We start from the raw sequence: 22,198 nt of genomic DNA, 5'->3' as shown, positions 1-22,198 counted from the left end.
GTTGGTAGCCCGCAGGCCGCGCAGTCGCCGACGACGGGGGACCCTGCAACGATAGGCCGCCTCGCGGTCGACAAGATGATCCCGCACGCCGCGGCGGTCAGGACGTTTGAGCGGGCCACGGGGTCGGTGTTTGTCGGGCTGTTCGCCGGGGCCTTGTTCGATCAGGCGATGCTGCCGGCGGTATCGGCGGCCCTGGAAGACACCGGACGAATCCGCAACACGCCGTGGCTGCGCGCGATGCGCGGCGCGGCGTCCGATCAGATCGTGTTCGCCGGCGACCCGGCCGATCGGCGCGCCGAATCTGAACGGCTTGTTCGGCTTCATCGCGACGTTAAGGGGGTCGGCGCCAACGGGATTCGCTACAGCGCCCTTAACCCCGAATTGTGGAATTGGATCTTGATCAGCACGTTCTTCATGTACCGCAACGCGGCAGCAGTGATCAGCGGTGTGGACTTCACCGCCGCGGAAAACCAGGCCGTTTGGGACCATTTCCGGGAGCGCGCCACCGACTTGCAGCTGCCCGGGAAATCACGGCTCATCGACAGCTACGATGAACTCTGCGCCTATTACGACCACATTGTGGCCGAGAAACTCGAAGTCACGCCAACTTTGGAGTGCGCAGTCGACACGGTGCTGCATCCGCCAATGCCGGATTTCCTTCCCGCGCTGGCTGCACCCATCTGGAAGCTCACCGCGCCCGTGATGGGACACCTCGCCGCCGTACTGAGCTTCGGCGTCATGCACCCCGGCGTGCGGGCGCTGGTCCCGACGACCTGGACTCGCCGCCACGACCTCGAGTTCACCGCGCTAGCCCTCCTCGTACGACTGGCCTACCGGTGTCTGCCCGCCGCAATCACCGACACACCACTAGTCCGCAACCGCCGCAACTACGAACGGATCATTGCGAAATACAACGGGATGGGGCTCACCTCATTCGCACCCGAGCGCCCAACGGCCCCAACCACCAATCGGGTCGACTAAAGCCAAAACACGTCACGCCAGGTAGTCATCGCCCGGCTCAGGATTGGGGATGTTCCCTGATGTCCGGACCCGCGGAACCGCCCTGGTCGATGTGAGATTGGACTCCTCCATTTGCCGACGCAGTAGGTGTTCCAGCCCCGTTCGGCCAGCACCTCAGACGGCACCTCGGGCAGAGGGCGGCCTCAAAAGGTATGCGGCCCTTGCAGCCCGGGAACCCGACGGTGAATTCCGCGATGGTCGCCATTCCGACCGAGGTGGCAAATGCCGGTGTCTTCTCACACCAGGTAAAGCACATTTGGCGCAACCCTCCGGCGCGACAGGCGCCCCATAGGGACCATAGTCGGCCTCGGAGTCGCTGATGTCGAGTTTGACGAATTGGCATCGCACGTACCGGGATTCAAATCTGGGCACTCGTTGCGAAGAACCGGCGCCGTTCTCAATAATAGCGCTATGACGTCCGATACCTCACCGTCCGAGCCCACCCCCGATTCCACCGGTCCGAAGCTGTCCCGGCGATCGATGATCGGTGGGTTGGCCGCCGCCGCCGGCGTCGCGGCGGGGTCGTCGATCATCGCGGGCTGCAACAACGACAAGGGCGGTACCGCGAGCGAAGGTAACGGCGCCGCCGCGGCCAGCGACGTGATGAAGGACTTCAAGGGCGAGGTCAAACTCGACGTCCGTGACTCCAAGCCGGATTGGGGCCCATGGCAGCTCAAGCACGCACCCGAGGGAGCGCCGAATGTTCTGGTGGTGCTCTACGACGACACAGGCATGGCGTCGTGGTCGCCCTACGGCGGCCGGATCAACATGCCGACCATGCAGAAGCTCGCCGACAACGGACTGATCTATTCGCAGTGGCACACGACCGCGCTGTGCTCGCCGACCCGTTCGTGCATGCTGACCGGCCGCAACCATCACGTCAACAACTTTGCCTCGATCACCGAGGCCGCCAATGGTTTCCCGGGCGCTTCCGGCCGACTGCCTGCCGAATGCGCCACCATCGGACAGGTGTTGCAGGACAACGGCTACAGCACCTTCTGGGTCGGCAAGAACCACAACGTCCCCGAGGAAGACGTCGCCAGCGGCGGCAGCAAATCAGAATGGCCGGTGCAGAAGGGCTTCGACCGGTTCTACGGATACCTAGGCGGCGAGACCAACAACTGGTACCCCGACCTGGTCGAGGACAACCGCTTCATCGAGCAGCCGTACTCCCCCGAACAGGGCTACCACCTCTCCAAAGACCTTGCCGATCAAGCACTTCGGATGCTCCGCGACCAGCGAGCCACCAACCCCTCCAAGCCCTGGTACATGTGGTTCTGCCCCGGCGCCAACCACGCACCCCATCACAGCCCGGCCGAGTATGCGGCCAAGTACAAGGGCCAGTTCGACGACGGTTACGAGGCCTATCGCGAGTGGGTACTGCAGCGGATGAAGGACAAGGGCATCATGCCCAAGGACACGACGCTCAGACCGATCAACCCATTGCCCAAAGACGTCGCCATCGACGCTGACATGGTGCGGCCATGGAACACCCTGAACCCCGACGAGAAGCGGCTGTTCTCGCGGATGGCCGAAGTGTTCGCCGGGTTCTCCGAATACACCGATGCGCAGGTGGGCCGTATTGTCGATTACCTCGAGCAGACCGGTCAGATGGACAACACGCTCATCTTCTACTGCGCCGACAACGGCGCCTCCGGTGAAGGTTCACCCAACGGGTCGGTCAACGAAAACAAGTTCTTCAACGGCTATCCCGATGAGTTGGCCGAGAACATGGCGATGATCGACAAGCTCGGCACGCCGGCCACCTACAATCAATACCCGACCGGCTGGGCCGTCGCCTTCTCCACGCCGTTCCAGATGTTCAAGCGGTACTCCCAGTTCTCCGGCGGGACCTGCGACCCGATGGTCATCCACTGGCCCAAGGGCATCAAGGCCAAAGGTGAAGTCCGGCACCAGTATCACCACGCCACCGACGTCGTGGCCACCATCCTGGATGTGACCGGCATCAAGATGCCCGACACCTACCGTGGGGTACCGCAGTTCCCACTCGACGGCGTCTCGATGAAGTACAGCTTCGACGCGAAGCCTGATGCCCCGACCCAGAAAAAGCGCCAGTATTACGCCATGCTGGGCACCCGCGGTATCTGGCAGGACGGATGGAAGGCCGCCGCACTGCATGCCCCGTTGAGTAGCAAAGGTCACTTCGACCAGGACAAGTGGCAGCTGTTCCATGTCGACGAAGACCGTTCGGAATCAACGGATCTCGCCGCCAAGTACCCGGACAAGCTGAAAGAACTGCAGGACGCGTGGTTCGATGAAGCCAAGAAGAACTTCGTGCTGCCATTGGATGACCGCTCTGCGACCGAACTTCTCGCCATTCAACGACCGCAGTTCGAACCGCCTCGCGAGCGCTATTTGTACTACCCCGATGCCTCCCCAGTGCCCGAAGGTGTGGCGGTGAACATCCGCGGCAAGTCGTACAAGATCATCGCGAACACCGACCTGACACCGCAAGCCCAAGGCGTCATCTTCGCGCACGGATCCCGATTCGGCGGGCACGCGCTGTTCATCAAGGACAACAAGCTGTTCTACGTGTACAACTTCCTCGGCATTCCGCCCGAGCAGGTATTCGCCTCCCCGCCGCTGTCGCCCGGAAAGCACGCCCTGGGCATGGAGTTCATCCGGGAGCACAGCGGCCAGTACGGCGAATCCATCGGCACCGCAAAGCTTTACGTCGACGGCAACACCGTGGCGCAAGGGCCCATGCGGGCACAGATCGGCAAATTCACCCTGGCTGGTGACGGACTCTGCATCGGCTTCGACAGCGGCGACAACGTGTCGAGCCTCTACCAGACTCCGGGCCGGTTCACCGGCGGCACCATCAATGTCGTCGCCGTGGACGTCAGCGGCAAGGCGTACATCGACCTGGAGAAGGAGGCCGCCGCGGCATTTGCCCGGGACTGAATCACGGCGGGCTGGCCCGAACTGTTCTTCCTCGGCGGTTCTACCATCGGCTATCAGACCGGGGACACCCGGGCTCACGCTCCGGTGTTGCGAGGCGCTCTGATTACCGTCCGTGGGTGACGGACTGAGCCCAGGCGACGAGAGCCGGGGCGTTGAGGGCATCGGTCACATAGTCGCCGTCCAGCTCCTTGGCGGGCTGAGAAGGCACCCGGAGACTCTCAAACCATTTTATTTGTGACACTGCACGACATCTCAATTGAGAATGTGGCATCCGTTCTTAGAACTGACACCCAACAAAACTGCCCCTTTTCGCTTGAAAAGGGGCAGTTTTGTGTCTGTTCGCGAGAGAACTACTTCGGGCGGCCGACCTCGTAGGTGCCCTTGTCGTCCTTGAAGGTGACCTTGACGGTGCGCTTGGTGCCGTCGATGTTCACGTCGCAGTCGAAGGTCTGGCCGGACTTGACCTCAGGGTCGGTGCCGTTGTTGCACTTGACGTCCTTGACGTTCTTGGCGCCGTAACCGGTGGACTCGTCGGTCAGGATCTTCTGCACGCCGGACTGCGCGGCGTTGATGTCGAGCTTGGTGGTGACGAAGAAGCCGGGCCACAGGAATCCGAGCACGCCGACGACCGCGACGATGACGGCGGCCACGACGCCACCGATGAGCAGCAGTGCCTTGTTGGACTTCTTGCCCGCCGGAGCACCGAACTGCTGGTCGAACTGCTGACCCGCGGCGCCCTCACCGAACTGCGGCTGACCGTACTGCCCCGGCTGGCCGTACTGTCCCGGCTGCCCGTACTGCGGTTGTCCGTACTGCGGCTGCCCGTAGGCACCGGCCTGCGGGTAGCCCTGCTGCGGGTAACCCGGGTATTGCTGCTGCGGATAACCCGGCACCTGCTGCGCTCCAGGCTGCGCGGCACCAGGCTGACCCGCCGGGTACTGCTGCTGGTACTGCTCGGGGTTGTAGGCCGGCTGCTGCCCCCACGCCGGGGCGGCAGTGGTCGGCTGCTCGGCGCCGGCCGCCGGCTGACCCCAAGCGGGCTGCTGACCTTGCCACTGCTGCGACGGGTCAGTTCCCTCTGGACCGCTCATCGTTTCTCCTCGGTGCTCTCCCCTACCCGGATGTCACTGACTCCGGGGTGCTGGTCAACCACACTACCGGTGCAACCGTTTGTGGATGACCTGCACAGTCTTCCGCGGCGCGCGTGTCTGGCCGTCAGCTGGCGAACGCTCGGCCTTACTCTCGCGGTATGACGGACCAAATCCGGCTCGGCAATGCCACCTTGACCCGCGTCGCGGAAACCCAGGTGCAAATCCCCACGTCACTGTGGCCGTCGACGCCGCCGGAGGCCTGGCACGCCGAGGCCGACCTGCTGGCCCCGCGGTTCTGGAACCCCGAGACCGACCTGTTCCGCATCGCCATTCAAAGCTGGGTACTTCAGGTCGACGGACTGACCATCGTCATCGACACCGGCGCGGGCAACGACCGGCACCGGCCGCACATGCCGCCGCTCGATCACCTGAACACGCCGTTCCTCGACAACATGCGGGCAGCCGGAATCGACCCGGCCGGCGTCGACGTCGTCCTCAACACACACCTGCACACCGACCATGTCGGTTGGAACACCCAACTGGTCGACGGCGCCTGGGCGCCGACGTTCCCGAACGCCCGCTACCTGATGCCGGAAGCGGACCACCGGTTCTTCGCGCCCGACAACCCCGACACCACCGACGAGATGCGAACGGTGTTCGAGGACAGCGTCATCCCCGTGGCCGACCAGACGGAGCTGTTCTCCGGTGACCACCAACTGAGCGATTCGGTGTGGCTGCGCCCCGCGCCCGGTCACACGCCCGGCTCGTCGGTGCTGTGGCTGGATGCCGGCAAGCCGGCCGTGTTCGTCGGCGACCTGACGCACTGCCCGATCCAGATTCCCCGGCCCGATGATCCGTGCGCCTACGACGTCAACGCGGCCGAGGCCACCGTCACCCGCAAGCGGGTGTTCACCGAGGCGTCGCGGCGGCGGGCGGCCGTGGTCCCGGCGCACTACGCCGGCCACGGCGGCGCCACCATCGTGGCGCGCGGCGACCGGTTCATGGTCGACGACTGGCTGGATCTGGGCCTGGCCTGACGGTCACCGGCGAAGTCACATGGTGTCTATCGCCACCACGCCGCGCAGCACCGCTCCGATGGCCCGCTTGGCCGTCACCCGCAGCTGCGGTGACGGCGCGGCGAGCCGCACCTGGTCGAGCAGATCCAGCACCTGACGGCACCACCGCACGAAATCGCCTGCGGGCAAAGCATTTCCGTTGCCGTTGTCGGACATCAGCAGCGCCGCGGTCAGATCGCCGTACGTCGCCCAGCTGTACATCGCGGCCACGAAACCACCATCGGGTTCACGGCTGAACGGCAGCCGGTGCCGGCGCTCGTCGCCGCGGATGTCGGTCCACAGCCGGCGGGTCTTGGCCAGCGCGCGCCGCACCTCGTCGGTGGCCTGCTCGGCGCCGGGCGGCACCGTGGGGCCGTCACCACGTGACTCGAAGAGCACCGACGACAGCACCGCGGCCAGTTCGGCCGGATTCAGACCGTCCCACACGCCGCCGCGTAGACACTCGGCGACCAGCAGGTCGCTCTCGCTGTAGATCCGGGCCAGCAGCCGGCCGTCGTCGGTCACCGCCGGTTCGCCGTCGGCGCCTTCGATGAAGCCACGCTCGCTGAGTAGCGACACGATGCGGTCGAAGGTGCGGGCCAGCGAGTTGGTGGCCGCGGCGACCTTCTGCTGGGTCTGGTCGTTGTCGCGTTCGATGCGCAGATAGCGTTCGGCCGCACGCACTTTCGCCTCGCGGTCGGGAAGTTGATGCGCGGGGTGACGGCGCATCTGCTCCCGCAGACCGGCGAGCTCCGGGTCGATGTCCGGTGTCTCGTCAGCAGAACCGCGACTGCGGCGCACCGATGGCACGTCCAGGGCGTCGGCAGCCCTCAGCAGCGCCGATGCCAGGTCACGGCGCACTTTCGGTTGCCGGTGTTCCACCCGCTTGGGCAGGGACATGCTGCCCAGACGCTGCGACGTCCCGGCGTAGTCGGCAGCGGAAATCCTTCCTGCCCAACGATGTTCGGTCAGCACCAGTGGCCGCGGATCGTCTGCGTCGAAAGCCTCCTCCAGCACCACGGCCAGGCCACTGCGGCGGCCGAGGCCGATGGCGATGACGTCACCACGCTTCAGCGCGGCCAGCGCATCGTTGATGCCCTTGCGCCGAGTCAAGCGGCCGGCTCGAGACTGCGCCCGCTCACGTTCGGTGATGGTCGCCCGCAGCCGGGCGTACTCCAGCACGGAGTTCCAATCGACACCCTGCGCTGAATCCGAACTCTCGCGTTGCTCGGCTGCAATCTCGGCGAGCATCCGCTCACCGCGCTTGATACCGCGCACCAGCCCGGTCACCGACCGGTCCGCCTGGTACTGCGCGAACGACTGCTCGAGCAGTCGGTGCGCCGCCGCCGGCGTCATGTGCTGAACCAGGTTGATGGTCATGTTGTACGACGGCGCAAAGGAACTGCGCAGCGGGAACGTTCGGGTCGACGCCAGGCCGGCGACCTGCGCGGGATCGGCCATCTCGTCGGTGGCATGCCACAACACGACGGCATGGCCCTCGATGTCGATGCCGCGCCGCCCGGCGCGCCCGGTCAGCTGGGTGTACTCCCCCGGCGTCAACGGGGCGTGCTGCTCGCCGTTGTACTTGACCAGCCGTTCCAGCACGACGGTGCGGGCCGGCATGTTGATGCCCAAAGCCAGTGTCTCCGTGGCGAAGACGGCTTTCACCAGACCTGCGGTGAACAACTCCTCCACGGTGTGCCGGAACACCGGCAACAGTCCGGCGTGGTGGGCGGCCAGGCCGCGCAGCAGGCCTTCGCGCCATTCGTGATAGTCGAGCACCACCAGATCGGACTCGGCCAGATCGGCACACCGCCGGTCGATGATCTCGGCGATCCGGTCGCGTTCGGCCTTGTTGGTCAGGCGCACCGCGGACCGCAGGCACTGCTTGACCGCGGCATCGCACCCGGCGCGCGAGAACACGAACGTGATGGCCGGCAGCAGCCCGGCCTGGTCCAGCGTGCCGATGACATCGGGCCGGCTCGGTGGCCGGTACATCGCGGGCCGGCCGCCGGAACGTCCGCGCCCGTCTCCGCTGCGTCCCCGGGGCTGCCAGTCCATGAGCCGGTCCGCCTCGCGACGATGCGCGATGTGCCGCAACAACTCCGGATCGACGCGGGCCTTACCCTTGCCGCCGCCCTTGCCTCCGTCGGTGCCCTTGGACAGGTCGAACAGATCGAAGAGCCGCTTGCCCACCAGCATGTGCTGCCACAGCGGCACCGGGCGGTGTTCGTCGACGACGACGGTCGTGTCACCGCGAACAGTCTGAATCCAGCCGCCGAACTCCTCGGCGTTACTCACCGTCGCCGACAGGCTGACCAGCCGGACCTCGTCGGGCAGGTGCAGGATCACTTCCTCCCACACCGCGCCGCGCATGCGGTCGGCCAGGAAGTGCACCTCGTCCATCACGACATAGGCCAGGCCGTGCAGTGCATGCGAATCGGCGTAGAGCATGTTGCGCAGCACTTCGGTGGTCATCACCACGATGTCCGCGTCACCGTTGATCGCCTGGTCACCGGTGAGCAGGCCGATGCGTTCGGGTCCGTAGCGGGCCACCAGATCGTTGTGCTTCTGGTTGCTCAGTGCCTTGATCGGCGTGGTGTAGAAGCACTTCCGCCCGGCGGCCAGCGCCAGATGCACCGCGAACTCGCCGACGACGGTCTTGCCGGCACCAGTCGGGGCACAGACCAGGACACCGCGACCGTTCTCGAGCGCGATGCAGGCGTTGGTCTGAAAGGGGTCCAGGGTGAACGACAGGCCCGCGGCGAAGTCGCGCAGCTGAGGACCCGGCTCGGCGTCAGGCGCCGGTGTGGAATCTGGCGGCACCGCCGCCTGCGACTCAGGTGGCGTCGTCATCGATGGTCAGCCGGGTCGGAGTAGGCACGGCAGCAGGCGCATCGATGGGTTCGACCGACCCGATCGGGGCGGCCTCGTCGTCGGGAACGGTTTCGGCCTCGCGCCGGGCCTTGCGCCGGTCGTGCCACCGAGCCACCTGGATCGACATTTCCAGCAGCACGGTCAACGCCAGCGACAGCGCCAGCATGGAGAACGGATCCGAGCCGGGTGTCACGAACGCGGCGAAGACGAACAGGCCGAAGATCAGCCCGCGGCGCCAGGCCTTGAGCTTCTCGTAGGTGAGCACCCCGACCATGTTCAGCATGATGATCAGCAGCGGGAACTCGAAGCTGATGCCGAACACGACCAGCAGGTTGATCAGGAAGCCGAAGTACTGGTCACCGGACAGTGCGGTGATCTGCACGTCGCTGCCGACGGTCAGCAGGAACGACAACGCCGTCGACAGCACCACGTAGGCCAGGACCGAGCCCGACACGAACAGCAGCGCACCGACGCCCACGAACAGCGACGCGAAGCGCCGTTCCTTCTTGTACAGGCCAGGGGTGATGAACGCCCAGATCTGGTACAGCCAGACGGGGCAGGCCAGGATGATGCCCGCCGCCATGCCGACCTTGAGCCGCAGCATGAACTGATCGAACGGCGCGGTGGCCAGCAGCCGGCACTCCCCGTCCGGGGCGATCGACGCGCGCGACGACGCCGGCAGCGAGCAGTACGGGCCGCGCAGCCAGTCACCGAGGCTGGGGAATCCGAAGAAGCCGTGCCCGTACCAGAGGAAGCCGACGACGGTCGTCAACAGGACCGCGATGACCGCGATCAGCAACCGTGTCCGCAGCTCCTCGAGGTGATCGACGAGCGACATGGTGCCGTCAGGATTGACCCGCGACCGTCGACGGCGCGGGTCAAGCTTGCGGAAGATTCCAGATGCTGGCACGTGAGTATGAGATGAGCCGACCGCCGCGGGCGCTGGCCTGCGGCGGGATCACGGCAAAAGGTCAGGCCGGGTGCTTGTCCGCGGCATCCGGCGCTGCCTGCGGTGCAGGTGCCGGGTTCTCGACGCGTTCAGCAGTGATGGGACGCGGAGCCGCTGACTGCTCCGACGTGCTGTCCGACTGCATTTCCTTCAACTCGGACTTGAAGATGCGCATCGACTTGCCAAGCGAACGCGCGGCGTCCGGCAGCTTCTTCGCGCCGAAGAGCAGCACGAACACCGCGATGACGATCAACCAGTGCCACGGTTGCAAACCGCCCAATTTGGGTCACCTCCAGAAGTTGAGGCCGAGTCTACTCGCCAAGGCCGGGTTCATACGCCGCCAGCGCCGCCGCCGCGGACTCGCGCACGCGGTCGGCGAGCGCGGGCGGGTCCAGGACTCGGACCGCCGAACCGAAACCGAGGACGAAACGGGCCATCCACTCGTCCGACGCGTAGGTCATGGTGGCTTCCCAGCTGCCGTCGGGAATCTCCCGCTGCACTGCCAGCGGGTAGTAGTCGAACATCCACGACGCGGACACGTCGATCAGCAGTGTCGCCACGGGCAGCGTCGGATCCGCGGTGTCGGCGGAGAACAGTGACGTGTCGGGCCCGGCCTGCACGGCGGGCGCCGGCGGAGCGGCCGGTTCGTCCAGGGCGGTGGCGTCGACGATGCGGTCGAAGCGGAACAGCCGCACGCCCTCGGCGGTGCGGCACCACGCCTCCAGGTAGCTGTGGTCGCCGATCAGGGCCACCCGGATCGGGTCGACGGTGCGCTGCGAGACGGTGTCATGCGAAGCCGAGTGGTACTCGAGGGACAACGCCCGTTTGTCCCGGACCGCGGCCCGCACCACCGCGGTGGCCTTGTTCTCGGCATCGCCGGTGATATCGGGGGCCGGTACCGACGCCGCGACCGCTCCGGCAGTACCGGCGGCGGCCTCGACCTTGGCGATCACGCTGCGCGCCACGTCGGGGTCGACGACGCCGGGCACGTCGACGAGCGCCCGCAGCGCCATCAGCACACCGGTGGCCTCCGGTGAGGTGAGGCGCAGCGCCCGGTCCATCCCGGCCGAGAAGATCACCTCGATGGTGTCGCCCTCGAAGTCCAGGTCGATCAGGTCACCGGGGAGCCCGCCGGGCAGGCCGCACATCCACAGCTGGTTGAGATCCGCCAGCAGTTGCTTGCGGGTCACGCCCAGCTCGGCGGCCGCCTCGTCGTGGCTGATCTGCGGGTTCGCCTGGAAATACGGAACCATGTTCAAGAGCCGCACCAAGCGGTTCGACACGTTACTCATGCGCCCTCCCCCGCCTGCGCCCGCAGCCGGCCGATCACATTGTCCCGCAATGATTCCGGCTCCAGCACCACGGCGTCGGCGCCGTAACCCGCGACCTCGCGGGCCAGCCGGTCGACCATGCCGATGTCGACGACGACCTCGTCGCCGCCGCGCCCATTGCGCGCGCTGGGTGTGGTGCTGACGGCCTGCCGGCGCAGTGCCGTCCCCCGGCCGTCGGCCACCCAGATCCGGGCCAGCTCACCGGCCGGCCATTCGGCGACCGCCCGGTGCACGATGTCGCGCAGGTTGACCCCGTCCGGCCGGGTGACGGCGCGGTCGGGTCCCACCGCACGCACGCCATCGCCGATGCGCGATACCCGGAAGGTGCGCGCCGCGTTGCGGTCCCGATCGTGCCCGACGACGTACCACCGGCCGCGGTAGGTGACCACGCCCCACGGCTCGAGGGTGCGGTCGATGTACGGCGCGCTCCGGTTGGGTCGATGCGCGAACTGCACGGCACGTCCGGAGTCGATGGCGGACAACAGGATTCCCAGCGCCTCCTCCGAGCCGCGCAGGCCCGGGGCGGCTCCGGTGGTGATCGCGACGCCGGCGTCGGATGCGTCGACGTCCACCCCCGCGGCCCGTAGCTTGAGCAGCGCGCTCTGGGTGGCGGTCACCATCTCCTGCGACTCCCAGAGCTGCGTGGCGATGGCGACGACGGCCGCTTCATCGCCGGTCAGCTCGACAGGCGGCAACTCGTACGCGGTGCGATTGATGCGATAGCCGTCGTTGACGTCCATCATCGAGGCGCGGCCGGTCTCCAGCGGGATGCCGAGATCGCGCAGCTCGTTCTTGTCCCGTTCGAACATGCGGGAGAACGCTTCGTCGGTCGGCGGGTCCTGGTAGCCGGTGACGTTGGCCCGGATCTGCTCCGCGGACAGGTAACTACGGGTGGACAGGAGCGCAATGACGAGGTTCATCAACCGCTCTACCTTGGACGTCGCCACGTCCAACAGACTAAGTGGTTGCTGTGGGCTGCCCTGTTACCGGCGCGCCCGCCGCGACGGACGCGCCCGTCACATGCTGGCGATCAGCCGGTTCACCCGCTCGTCGACCGACCGGAACGGGTCCTTGCACAGCACGGTGCGCTGGGCCTGGTCGTTGAGCTTGAGGTGCACCCAGTCGACGGTGAAGTCGCGCCCGGCTTCTTGTGCGGCCGTGATGAATTCGCCGCGCAGCTTGGCCCGGGTGGTCTGCGGCGGCGTGTTGACTGCCGCGTCGATCTCCTCGTCGGTGGTGATCCGGGCGGCCAATCCCTTGCGCTGCAACAGGTCGAACACGCCGCGACCGCGCTTGATGTCGTGGTACGCCAGATCCAGCTGGGCGATCTTGGGGTCGGACAGCTCCATGCTGTAGCGATCCTGGTAGCGCTGGAACAGCTTCCGCTTGATCACCCAGTCGATCTCGGTGTCGACCTTGGCGAAGTCCTGGCTCTCGACGGCGTCGAGCTGCCGGCCCCACAGGTCGACGACCTGCTCGAGCTGCACGTTGGGCTCGCGGGTCTGCAGGTAATCGATGGCGCGCGAGTGGTATTCGCGCTGAATGTCCAGCGCCGAGGCCTGCCGTCCGCCCGCCAGCCGCACGGCGCGGCGCCCGGTCAGGTCGTGGCTGACCTCGCGGATGGCCCGAATCGGGTTGTCCAGCGAGAAGTCCCGGAACGGGACGCCGGCTTCGATCATCTCCAGCACCAGCGAGGCGCTGCCCACCTTGAGCATGGTGGTGGCCTCGCACATGTTGGAGTCGCCGACGATGACGTGCAGCCGGCGGTACTTCTCGGCGTCGGCGTGCGGCTCGTCGCGGGTGTTGATGATCGGCCGCGAGCGCGTCGTGGCGCTGGAGACGCCCTCCCAGATGTGCTCGGCCCGCTGGCTCAGACAGAAGGTCGCGGCCTTCGGGGTCTGCAGCACCTTGCCGGCGCCGCAGATCAGCTGGCGCGTGACCAGGAACGGCAGCAGCACGTCGGAGATCCGGGAGAACTCGCCGGCCCGCACGATCAGGTAGTTCTCGTGGCAACCGTAGGAGTTGCCGGCCGAATCGGTGTTGTTCTTGAACAGGTAGATGTCGCCGCCGATGCCCTCGTCGGCCAGCCGCTGCTCGGCGTCGACCAGCAGGTCTTCCAGCACGCGCTCACCGGCGCGGTCGTGGGTGACCAGCTGCGCCAGGTTGTCGCATTCGGCCGTCGCGTACTCGGGGTGGCTACCCACATCGAGGTACAGGCGCGCGCCGTTCCGGAGAAAGACGTTGGAACTGCGGCCCCAGGACACCACTCGCCGGAACAGATACCGCGCTACCTCGTCCGGGCTGAGCCGGCGGTGACCATGAAACGTGCAGGTCACGCCAAACTCGGTCTCGATTCCCATGATCCGTCGCTGCACATAATCGAGCTTACGGGTTGGCGTTGGGTATGGGTGGGCAACAGGCCGGGTAGCGATCCACGTCGGACAGCCAGAAATGGCTCCGGCCGCCACCCACGGTGGGTGGCGGCCGGAGCCGGGCCAACTCGGCACGATCAGAACGGAACGTCCAAGCTGCCCGCGGTCTGATTGGCCTCGTCGTGGTTGGAGAAGTGCTCGCCCAGCACGTACGACGAATGCGGATCGGTCCCGTTGGGCACCAGCGGGTCGGTGTTCGCACTGGCGATCGGTGCCAGCAGGAGCGCGCCGGCGATGCCGGCCGCGGCCAGTCCGGGAGCGATGAACTTGATCGGGTTCTTCATGATCGGCGCCTTCTGTCAGAGTGCTCGTCCGTTTTCGGACTGACTCAATCGTCGGCTCTGAGCAGGCAAAAGTCGCTACCGCAGGCACCCATTCCGTATTGCAGCCAGCCGGTAGACACACCTGGGGGTCAGCGCTGACGACAACGAGACCGCCGCGGTCCACGCTGACCACATGATGATCAATCGACGCACGATGCTCGGCGGAGCCGGCGCAGTCGGCGTGGCGGCGATCGCCGGCGCAGGTGCCGACCACGCGTTCTCATCCCCCTTGCCCCGCAACAACACCCAGGAGACAGCCGTGAACCCAGAAGCCGGTCGTTTCGGCGATCCCCGCATCCCTGCCGAACTGAACACGGCGCAGCCGCACATGTTCCACCTCGGCGCACTACAGAAGACGCAGTTCGACGGCGGAACGCTACGCCAAGCGTACGAAGGCAATTGGCCGATACTGATGGGACAGGAAGCCAGCGTCGTGATGGTGACGCTCGAACCCGGTGGTATCCGCGAGCCACACTGGCATCCCAGCGCCTGGGAGATAAACGTCATCACGCGCGGCGTGGCGACCTGGACGCTGCTCGACCCGCTCGGGCATTCCGAACACTTCGAAGCCAACGTGGGCGATGTGGTGTTCGCCCCGCAAGGCTCTTTGCACTACTTCGAGAACAAGGGCACCCAAGAACTCGATCTGCTCATCGTCTTCAACGCGAGCACCGAAGAGGGCAAGGACGACATCGGGATCGGCGCGTCCATCAGCAAGCTGCCGCCCGATGTGCTCAGCGTCGTGTTCGGTGTGCCCGCGGACACTTTCACCAAGTTCAAGCAGATCGATCAGTCGCTCACCATCATCAAGCGACCGACCGCCTGACCCCGCTGGACAGTGCAGCTAGGCCAACGAAAGGAACAGCTTCTCCAGCTCGGCCTCGGTCATCGGCGCACGACCATCCTCGGCGTTCCCGGCCAGGCATTCGCGCAGGCCGGTGGCGACGATCTTGAACCCGGCGCGGTCCAGCGCCTTCGATACCGCCGCCAGTTGCGTGACGATGTCCTTGCACTCGCGGCCCTGCTCGATCATCGAGATGACTCCGGCCAACTGCCCCTGCGCCCGTCGCAACCGGGCCAGGACGGCGGCCATGGCCTCTTCATCACCGACCATGTCGCACCTACCTTTCGTTAGTTGTCCGGCCCGATCCGCTATACCCCACAGGGTATCAGCGGCCGGCCGGCACGGCGGCGCGCTCCCACAGCGCCCGCCAGTCGTCTTCCTCGGCCTGCTTGTCGTGGTGCAGCAGTTCGGACGGCTCGGTCAGATGGATCGTCGGATGCGGCGTCGCGAAGAAGTTGCCCTTGCCCTGAGCGGAGACGTGCCCACCGACGTCGATGTAGCAGTAGCCCTCACCCGACAGCGCGGCGCCGTCGTCGACCCGGCCGAGGTAGTGCAGGGCATTGCGGGCAGCGGCCTTTGCCCCGTTCTTGGCGAAGATCGCCGCCTTGGGCACCGTCCGACCGGACTCCGCGTTCACCGCGGCGGTGTCACCGATGGCGAAGATGCCCGGGTACCCGGTGGCCATATCGGTGTCGACGGCGATCCAGCCCATGCCGTCGAGCGTCACGGCCGGCTCGTGCGGCGGGACGAACACCAGCAGGTCGAACTCGGCACTGGCGCCGTCGGCGAAGTGGATCACCTTCCGCTCGGCGTCGATGCGCTCGACCGCATGCTCGCCGTGGAAAGCAATGTTGTTGGCGCCCAACATCTCCACCAGTTCCAGGCCGGCGTACGGCCCCGCCGACGGCATGGGCTGCTTTTCCGGGGTGTACACCGTGATGTCGGTCGACTCACGATGGCCGTTGTCACGCAACAGGTCCGCGGCCAGCAGCGCTCCCTCGTAGGGCGCGACGGGACAGCGGTACGGCAATGACGTGACCAGGAAGACGAGCCTGCCACCGGAGAATTGCTCCAGCGCGGCGTGCGCGGCAGCCGCGGCGTCAGCGCTGTAGTAGTGCACGGCCGATCCGGCGTCGACGGCGTCCCGCAGACCCGGAACCTTGTCGATGACATTGCGGGCACCGGTGGCGATGATCAGTGCATCGAACGCGATGTCGGTGCCGTCGGCCAACTTGACCATGCGGGCCGAATGATCCACGTCGGCAACGGTTCCGGTGACGGTGTTGACGCCGCGCAGGGCGGAAACCGTAGGTTCGATGGGCACGGTGCCTTCCTCGCGCCAACCGCGCAGCACCCACGGCAGGGTGAAGCCGAGGAAGTGCGAGAAGTCTTCGTCGACGATGGTGACGTCGAGATCATCAAGGGCCACACCGGATTCGGCGAGTTCCTTGACGACGGACAGGCCACCGATACCGGCGCCGAGGATGACCAACTTGCTGTTTTTCATGCTGCTACCTCCAGAACTTCATGCGGGATGGTCGATCGGATTTGGGGTGCCCTTCGCACCACTGGTCGGCGGGCACCGCAGCCTTGACTGCATCCACGTGCATGCCGCAGCCCGACCAGGTGGTCTTGCCGCACACCGAACAACGCTTGGGGTGACACATCTTCGAGCCTTTCAGTGGACGCGCGGACGCTCGATCTGCGTGAATTGCGGCATGGCGGTCAGGGTGACCACGGCCGCGAAATCCGATGCCACAGATTCGAGCGCCGGCAGCTCGGTGAAGACCGGCCCGAAGAAGGTGTGACCGTTGATGGTCAGCAGCGGGCTGCCCCCGGTGGCGCCGTAGGCGTCCTGCGCGGCCTGATGCGACTGCGCGATGAGCTCGTCCAGCGAGTCATCGTCGAGCACCGCCGGAGTGATCTCCGCAGCCCCGACGGCAGCCAGGACCTTGGCTGCCAGCGCCTCGTCGACCGGCGCCGATTGATCGAAATAGGCCTCGCCGAAAGTGAAGTAGGCGGTCACCAGCGCTTCGACGCCCACGTCCCGGCGGATGGCGGCCATCAGCCGGCCAACCCGGCGCGAGTCGGCCATCCGGGCCTGCTGCGGGGCAGGCAGTTCCCGCCCTTCGTTGAGCACAGCGAGATTCAGTAGCCGCCAATCGATCGCAGCCACGCCGGCCTCAACCGCGGCCTGCAACCAGCGGGCCGTGTTCCAGGTGAACGGGCAGACCGGGTCGAGCCACAGGGTCACCGGGGTCGGTTCGCCGGCTTGTTCACTGGCCACGTTGCACTCCTTGGTCATTCGATCCGATCGGGCACGCCGCCCGGGCTGTTCTCCATCGTTTATAGCATACCCCTGGGGGTATAAGTCAATGACGTTGTGCGCCGCATCACGACATCACTGCATACCCCTAGGGGTATGGTACGTTGGCCGCGTTGGGCATACCCCATGGGGTATATGCGGAGCTGATCGCGATGCGGTCGACACGCTGCCCCGTTCACGCGATAACCAGCACACCGGTGAAGGGAAACAACGATGCCAACCGTCCTGGCGAGAATCTGGGTGCCCACCGTGGCCGTGGTGGCCGTCGCACTCGGCGCGGTGGCGGTCACCCAACTGCGGGGCACCTTCGGCTCCGAGTCGGTCTTCACCGCAACCGGCAGTGGCGCCGAACCACTCGTGGCCACGCACGTCAAGCACGTGGTCTATGAGGTTTTCGGCCCCAGCGACACCGCGGGCAGCGTCAACTTCCTCGATCAGAACGCCCAGCCGGTGCAGGCGAGTTTCACGAGCCTGCCGTGGACCGTCACGATCAGCACGACCGCGCCGGCCACGATCGCGAGCGTGGTGGCGCAAGGTGACGGCAACCGACTCGGGTGCCGCATCACCGTCGACGGCGAGACCCACCAGGAGCAGTCCTCGACCGGACGTCACGCCCAAACCTCATGTCTGGTGAAGAACGCATGAGCGGCCACAACAACAGCACCCCGCCGGCGTACATGCGGTTCATCCGCAGGTTCGCCTGGCCGATCATCATCGGCTGGCTGCTGCTCACGGTCGGCCTGAATGTGCTTGTGCCGCAGATCGAATCGGTGGCCCGAGACCACGCGGTGACGATGTCGCCGCAGGATGCGCCGGCGTTGATCGCCGCCAAGAAGATCGGCGCGACGTACCGCGAATCGGATTCTGACAGCATCGCGATGATCGTCCTGGAGGGCGACGAGAAACTCGGCGCCGAGGCCCACCGCTATTACGACGGCCTGGTGAAGGCGCTGCAGGCGGACCCCGAGCACGTCCAGCACGTCCAGGATGTGTGGGGCGACCCGCTCACCGCGGCAGGTGTGCAGAGCCGCGACGGCAAGGCGGCGTATGTCCAACTGAATCTCGCCGGCGACCAGGGCAGCACGCTGGGAAACGCGTCGGTCGATCGCGTGCGCGACATCGTCGATCGCCAGGCGCCTCCCCCGGGCCTGAAGGTCTACGTCACCGGGCCGGCGCCGCTGACCACCGACATGAACGAAGCCGCCGACAAGAGCATGCTCGTGATGATGGGGGTGACGGGCGTCGTCATCATCATCATGCTGGCCCTGGCCTACCGCTCCGCCGCCACCGTGGTGCTCGTGCTGGTCATGGTCGGCTTCGAGATGGGCACCGCCAGGGGCCTGATCGCGCTGCTCGGAAACCACAACCTGCTGGACTTCTCGACGTTCGTGGTGGCCATGCTGTCCTCGCTGGCCATCGCCGCGGGAACCGACTACGCGATATTTCTGGTGGGTCGCTACCACGAGGCACGCCAGGCCGGGCAGGACCCGGAAGCGGCCTACTACACCATGTTTCGCGGCACGGCTCACATCATCCTGGGCTCGGGATTGACCATCGCCGGAGCCACACTGTGCCTGCACCTGGCGCGGCTGTCGTACTTCAAGGCATTGGGCATTCCGTCCGCGCTCGGGCTGCTCGTGGTCGTCGCGGGCGCGATGACCGCCGCGCCGGCCGTGGTGGCGGTGGCCACCCGCCGCGGCCTGCTCGAACCGAAGCGGAAGGCCAAGACGAAGGGCTGGCGGCGCATCGGCACCGCCACGGTGCGGTGGCCGGCGCCGATCTTCGTGGCGTCTCTCCTGGTCGCCCTCGTCGGAATCATGTTCATGCCCACCATGAAACTGAGCTTCAACGATCGCTTCTACATCCCCGGTGACCTGCCGTCGAATGTGGGATACCAGGCCGCCGAACGCCATTTCAGCGCTGCCACAATGAATCCCGACATCCTGATGGTCGAGACCGATCACGACATGCGCAACAGCGCCGACATGATCATCCTCGACAAGCTGGCCAAGGACATCTTCAAGCTGCCGGGAATTGCCATGGTGCAGAGCATCACCCGGCCGTTCGGCGGCCCGACCGAGCACACGTCCATCCCGTTCCAGGTCAGTGCCCAATCGATTCCGATCCAGCAGAACCTGCAGATCATGAAGGACCGCATGGGCGACATCCTGAAGATGAGTGACGATCTCGGTGGTCTGATCGGACCGATGAAGCGGCTGCAGGCGCTGGTGGAACAGATGAGTGGCACCACTGCGCACCTGGCGACGGACGTGCACCAGATGCACACGACGCTGAACGAACTCCGTGACCATCTGGCGGATTTCGACGATTTCGCCAGGCCGCTGCGCAACTACTTCTACTGGGAGCAGCACTGCACCGACATCCCGGTCTGCGCGGCAACCAGATCGGTCTTCGACGCGATCGACAACGTGGACACGTTCAGTTCGGACATGGCCGCTCTCGGCACCGACATGGACAGCACCGTGACGCTGCTGCCCCAGATGAAGGCGCAGTTCGCGCCGATGATCACGACGGTGGAGTCCATGCGCGGCACCCTGCTCACGCTGCACAGCAGCTTCTCCGGACTGATCACCCAGATGTCCGCCATGACCGACACCGCCAGTGCCATGGGCCAGGCTTTCGATGCGTCGCGCAGCGGCGACTACTTCTACCTGCCGCCAGAAGCGTTCGACAATCCGGACTTTCAGCGAGGACTGAAGCTCTTCCTCTCGCCGGACGGCAAGGCCGCACGCTTCATCATCACCCATGCCGCCGACCCGGCGACCCCGGACGGCATCGACGCGGTACTGCCCACGCTCGACGCGGCACATCAATCGGTGAAGGGATCGTCGCTCACCGACGCCAAGTTCTACCTCGCCGGTACCGCCGCGATCTATCGCGACATCCAGTCAGGCTCGCAGTACGACCTGCTGATCGTCGGGACCGCGGCGCTGACGCTGATCTTCGTCGTCATGCTGCTCATCACCCGGGCGCTGGTCGCGTCGCTGGTGATCGTCGGCACCGTGCTGCTGTCACTGGGCGCCGCGTTCGGACTCTCGGTGCTGGTGTGGCAGGACCTGTTGGGCCTCGAATTGAACTGGATCGCACCCGTTTTCGGGCTGATCATCCTGCTGGCGGTCGGCTCCGACTACAACCTGCTGCTGGTGTCCCGGTTCCAGGAGGAAATCGGCGCGGGACTGAAGACCGGCATCATCCGCTCGATGGGTGAGACCGGAAGTGTCGTGACGACAGCCGGCTTGGTGTTCGCCTTCACCATGATGTCCATGGCAGCCAGCGATCTGAGCTCGATCGGTCAGGCCGGCACCACCATCGGACTCGGATTGTTGTTCGACACGTTGATCGTCCGGTCGTTGATGACGCCGGCCATCGCGGCGCTGCTGGGCCGGTGGTTTTGGTGGCCGCTGCGGCCCCAACGCAGGGCGGTGGCGCCAACCGAGCAGCACTCCCCCGCGCCGGTGGGCTGATCAGTCGCCCGGCGTCCGCGCCAAGATCGCGAGCAGCAGCTCGGCGCGGACCCGGGCGACCGCCAGATCGCAACCGAGCAGCGCCTCGGCGGTTTCGATGCGCTTGCGCATCGTGTGCCGGTGCACCCCGACCGCCGCGGCCGCGGATTCCCAGTGGCCGTTGGCTTCCAGGTATGCGCGCAGCGACGTGAGCAACCCGGTGCCGAACTCGGCGTCGTGGTCGAGGACGGGGGTCAGCACGGCCGTCCCGAGCGCAACCAGCACCTCCCGGCTCTCCCCGAACGCCAGCAGTGCACTGCCGGCCAGCGCGGAGAATTCGAGCGGAGGCCGACCACATTCCGCGACGGAGGCCGCCAGCCGGGCGTTGTCGACGGCCTCGGCCAGCTTGGCCAGCGGCTGAATCCCGCTGAGCCCCATCCGGATGGTCCGGCGCAGCGCTGGATTGATGCCCGCCACCAGTGCCGCGGCAATCTCATCGGCCTCCGCTCCCGGCAACAGCACCGCCAGCCACTTGTCGGCGCAATGTACGAATGCCGACTGACCTGCCTGGTCCAGCCGATCCAGGATCGCCGCACTCACCTTCTTCAGCAGGTGCGCGGTGTCGGCTTCGGCGCTGGAGTCGGCATCGGCCTGGACGGCCAGCACCCTGATCCGGCCCCGGTGGTCGGCGGCCTGAGCCAGTTGCGCCCAGGCCGGCTCCAGGTTGAATTCACCGGTGAGGATCAGGCCCAGCGCCTGCTCATTGAGTCGCTGCTGCGCCTCCTTCAATCGCACCGGTTTCTCGAAATCCAATGCGAGCAAGGAGTTTGCGTGGCCCAACAGCACCTGGTCGACCGGGCTCAACGCCGTTTCGCTGACCACGCCCAGCACGCCGTGTGAGCGGCCACCGACCCGGATGGACTGCTGGGCGACGGTGACGCCTTCGGCGAGCACCGCGACGGCCGACGCGGCACCGGGCTCGATGGCATCGCGCACCAGGTTGACGGTGGTGACGTTGAGATTGCGCGGGTGGGACGCGATCACCGTGCCGGCCGGGTCCAGCACCACGACACTGGCCCGCAGCGCGCGGCCCAGTTCGGCGGCGACCTCCTGCGGGCCGCCGCTCACGACCGCTCGCGTGATCCGCGGCTGTGCCCGCGACGCCCGCAGCACCGCGTCGTACTGCAGCGCCGCGATCCGCGAACTGACCCGCTGTACGACCGCCGCGAAAGGTGTCCGCAACGGAATCTCCAGCAGCGGCAGACCCAGCTCCTCGGCGGCGGACACCAGCTCGTCGGGCACCTCGTTGAAGGTCAGCCCGATACCGAATCCGACGCCGGCAACGCCACTTTCGTGCAGGAGTTGGAGATAGCGCCGCCGGTCGGCAGAATCCGGCGGTAGACCGATGCCGGTGGTCAGCACCAGCTCGCCACCGGACAGCCACTTGGCCGGGTCAGCCAATTCGGTGGTCAGCACCAAGCTGATCTCGCTGCCGACACCGCCGGCGCCCCCGCGCAGCCGGATCCGCAGATCAGCTTGGTCCAGCACCCATCGCATCGGA

Annotated in this window: 18 protein-coding genes and 1 pseudogene; 6 read left to right on the top strand and 13 right to left on the bottom strand. The window is 66.4% G+C overall.

The features are described from left to right. Positions 1–75 precede the first annotated feature (75 nt). The gene (locus tag A7G45_RS26595) at positions 76–981 is read left to right on the top strand and encodes an oxygenase MpaB family protein (RefSeq protein WP_071288001.1); all 906 of its coding nucleotides are present in this window, start codon (positions 76–78) and stop codon (positions 979–981) included. A 107-nt stretch (positions 982–1,088) separates the two neighbouring features. Here the strand turns inward: A7G45_RS26595 and A7G45_RS26590 are convergent. Next, positions 1,089–1,368 (bottom strand): annotated as a pseudogene (locus A7G45_RS26590) (arylsulfatase); the annotation flags it as partial. Between the two features lie 63 nt (positions 1,369–1,431). Between A7G45_RS26590 and A7G45_RS26585 the strand changes: the two are divergent. Next, positions 1,432–3,945 (top strand): arylsulfatase, encoded by a 2,514-nt coding sequence (locus A7G45_RS26585; RefSeq protein WP_260941378.1) that lies wholly within the window; start codon positions 1,432–1,434, stop codon positions 3,943–3,945. A gap of 350 nt (positions 3,946–4,295) precedes the next feature. Here the strand turns inward: A7G45_RS26585 and A7G45_RS26580 are convergent, their stop codons facing one another. Then, complete coding sequence (locus tag A7G45_RS26580) at positions 4,296–5,036, bottom strand: DUF4333 domain-containing protein (protein ID WP_043393222.1); 741 nt, start codon at positions 5,034–5,036, stop codon at positions 4,296–4,298. A gap of 158 nt (positions 5,037–5,194) precedes the next feature. Between A7G45_RS26580 and A7G45_RS26575 the strand changes: the two genes are divergently transcribed. Next, the gene (locus A7G45_RS26575; RefSeq protein ID WP_260941377.1) at positions 5,195–6,073 is read left to right on the top strand and encodes an MBL fold metallo-hydrolase; all 879 of its coding nucleotides are present in this window, start codon (positions 5,195–5,197) and stop codon (positions 6,071–6,073) included. Between the two features lie 15 nt (positions 6,074–6,088). Here A7G45_RS26575 and A7G45_RS26570 read toward each other — a convergent pair whose 3' ends face one another. The 7 genes from A7G45_RS26570 to A7G45_RS26540 form a co-directional block, all read right to left on the bottom strand. After that, positions 6,089–8,947: a DEAD/DEAH box helicase gene (locus tag A7G45_RS26570; protein WP_260941375.1), complete on the bottom strand. Its 2,859-nt coding sequence runs from the start codon at positions 8,945–8,947 to the stop codon at positions 6,089–6,091. Continuing rightward, positions 8,931–9,878: a twin-arginine translocase subunit TatC gene (gene tatC, locus A7G45_RS26565; RefSeq protein ID WP_260941373.1), complete on the bottom strand. Its 948-nt coding sequence runs from the start codon at positions 9,876–9,878 to the stop codon at positions 8,931–8,933. Before tatC ends, A7G45_RS26570 begins: the two co-directional genes overlap by 17 nt. Positions 9,879–9,939: 61 nt before the next feature. Continuing rightward, the gene (gene tatA / locus A7G45_RS26560; protein WP_043393213.1) at positions 9,940–10,197 is read right to left on the bottom strand and encodes a Sec-independent protein translocase subunit TatA; all 258 of its coding nucleotides are present in this window, start codon (positions 10,195–10,197) and stop codon (positions 9,940–9,942) included. 31 nt (positions 10,198–10,228) lie between these two features. Next, positions 10,229–11,209 carry a helix-turn-helix transcriptional regulator gene (locus A7G45_RS26555; RefSeq protein WP_260941372.1) on the bottom strand — a complete coding sequence of 327 codons (981 nt, stop codon included), beginning with the start codon at positions 11,207–11,209 and terminating at the stop codon, positions 10,229–10,231. Continuing rightward, positions 11,206–12,195 (bottom strand): helix-turn-helix transcriptional regulator, encoded by a 990-nt coding sequence (locus A7G45_RS26550; RefSeq protein WP_043986644.1) that lies wholly within the window; start codon positions 12,193–12,195, stop codon positions 11,206–11,208. Before A7G45_RS26550 ends, A7G45_RS26555 begins: the two co-directional genes overlap by 4 nt. A 69-nt stretch (positions 12,196–12,264) precedes the next feature. Continuing rightward, positions 12,265–13,623, bottom strand: coding sequence for a Pup--protein ligase (gene pafA, locus A7G45_RS26545; RefSeq protein WP_110789119.1), 1,359 nt, complete (start codon positions 13,621–13,623; stop codon positions 12,265–12,267). A gap of 134 nt (positions 13,624–13,757) precedes the next feature. Then, a complete protein-coding gene (locus A7G45_RS26540; protein ID WP_043393199.1) occupies positions 13,758–13,964 on the bottom strand; it encodes a hypothetical protein in 207 nt (68 codons plus the stop codon). Between the two features lie 172 nt (positions 13,965–14,136). Between A7G45_RS26540 and A7G45_RS26535 the strand changes: the two genes are divergently transcribed. Further along, complete coding sequence (locus A7G45_RS26535) at positions 14,137–14,829, top strand: cupin domain-containing protein (protein ID WP_260941370.1); 693 nt, start codon at positions 14,137–14,139, stop codon at positions 14,827–14,829. Positions 14,830–14,847: 18 nt separating this feature from the next. On the opposite strand, the gene A7G45_RS26530 is transcribed toward A7G45_RS26535, so the two are convergent. The 3 genes from A7G45_RS26530 to A7G45_RS26520 all read right to left on the bottom strand — a co-directional run bounded on the left by A7G45_RS26530 (position 14,848) and on the right by A7G45_RS26520 (position 17,134). Beyond that, positions 14,848–15,117: a metal-sensitive transcriptional regulator gene (locus A7G45_RS26530; protein ID WP_043393193.1), complete on the bottom strand. Its 270-nt coding sequence runs from the start codon at positions 15,115–15,117 to the stop codon at positions 14,848–14,850. Positions 15,118–15,172: 55 nt separating this feature from the next. Then, the gene (locus A7G45_RS26525; protein WP_260941368.1) at positions 15,173–16,354 is read right to left on the bottom strand and encodes an NAD(P)/FAD-dependent oxidoreductase; all 1,182 of its coding nucleotides are present in this window, start codon (positions 16,352–16,354) and stop codon (positions 15,173–15,175) included. 171 nt (positions 16,355–16,525) lie between these two features. Next, entirely contained in the window at positions 16,526–17,134 is a 609-nt protein-coding gene (locus A7G45_RS26520) for a mycothiol-dependent nitroreductase Rv2466c family protein (RefSeq protein WP_260941367.1), read from the bottom strand. A 252-nt stretch (positions 17,135–17,386) separates the two neighbouring features. Here A7G45_RS26520 and A7G45_RS26515 point away from each other — a divergent pair, with 252 nt between their 5' ends. Together A7G45_RS26515 and A7G45_RS26510 are read left to right on the top strand one after the other, a co-directional pair. After that, the gene (locus A7G45_RS26515) at positions 17,387–17,818 is read left to right on the top strand and encodes an MmpS family transport accessory protein (RefSeq protein ID WP_260941366.1); all 432 of its coding nucleotides are present in this window, start codon (positions 17,387–17,389) and stop codon (positions 17,816–17,818) included. After that, positions 17,815–20,658, top strand: a complete 2,844-nt coding sequence (locus A7G45_RS26510; RefSeq protein WP_260941365.1) for an MMPL/RND family transporter — start codon at positions 17,815–17,817, stop codon at positions 20,656–20,658. Before A7G45_RS26515 ends, A7G45_RS26510 begins: the two co-directional genes overlap by 4 nt. Here A7G45_RS26510 and A7G45_RS26505 read toward each other — a convergent pair whose 3' ends face one another. Further along, positions 20,659–22,194, bottom strand: a complete 1,536-nt coding sequence (locus A7G45_RS26505; RefSeq protein WP_260941547.1) for a PucR family transcriptional regulator — start codon at positions 22,192–22,194, stop codon at positions 20,659–20,661. Positions 22,195–22,198: the final 4 nt, after the last annotated feature.

It is taken from the genome of Mycolicibacterium llatzerense (assembly GCF_025331195.1).
GTDB lineage: Bacteria > Actinomycetota > Actinomycetes > Mycobacteriales > Mycobacteriaceae > Mycobacterium > Mycobacterium llatzerense.
Note: the sequence above shows the minus strand (reverse complement) of the source record. Positions and strands in the feature narration are given on the sequence as shown.

Coding starts and splice junctions, on each gene's coding strand:
- A7G45_RS26595 (WP_071288001.1), top strand. CDS start 76: ATGATCCCGCACGCCGCGGCGGTCAGGACGTTTGAGCGGGCCACGGGG.
- A7G45_RS26585 (WP_260941378.1), top strand. CDS start 1,432: ATGACGTCCGATACCTCACCGTCCGAGCCCACCCCCGATTCCACCGGT.
- A7G45_RS26580 (WP_043393222.1), bottom strand. CDS start 5,036: ATGAGCGGTCCAGAGGGAACTGACCCGTCGCAGCAGTGGCAAGGTCAG.
- A7G45_RS26575 (WP_260941377.1), top strand. CDS start 5,195: ATGACGGACCAAATCCGGCTCGGCAATGCCACCTTGACCCGCGTCGCG.
- A7G45_RS26570 (WP_260941375.1), bottom strand. CDS start 8,947: ATGACGACGCCACCTGAGTCGCAGGCGGCGGTGCCGCCAGATTCCACA.
- A7G45_RS26555 (WP_260941372.1), bottom strand. CDS start 11,209: ATGAGTAACGTGTCGAACCGCTTGGTGCGGCTCTTGAACATGGTTCCG.
- A7G45_RS26540 (WP_043393199.1), bottom strand. CDS start 13,964: ATGAAGAACCCGATCAAGTTCATCGCTCCCGGACTGGCCGCGGCCGGC.
- A7G45_RS26535 (WP_260941370.1), top strand. CDS start 14,137: ATGATGATCAATCGACGCACGATGCTCGGCGGAGCCGGCGCAGTCGGC.
- A7G45_RS26530 (WP_043393193.1), bottom strand. CDS start 15,117: ATGGTCGGTGATGAAGAGGCCATGGCCGCCGTCCTGGCCCGGTTGCGA.
- A7G45_RS26525 (WP_260941368.1), bottom strand. CDS start 16,354: ATGAAAAACAGCAAGTTGGTCATCCTCGGCGCCGGTATCGGTGGCCTG.
- A7G45_RS26515 (WP_260941366.1), top strand. CDS start 17,387: ATGCCAACCGTCCTGGCGAGAATCTGGGTGCCCACCGTGGCCGTGGTG.
- A7G45_RS26510 (WP_260941365.1), top strand. CDS start 17,815: ATGAGCGGCCACAACAACAGCACCCCGCCGGCGTACATGCGGTTCATC.
- A7G45_RS26505 (WP_260941547.1), bottom strand. CDS start 22,194: ATGCGATGGGTGCTGGACCAAGCTGATCTGCGGATCCGGCTGCGCGGG.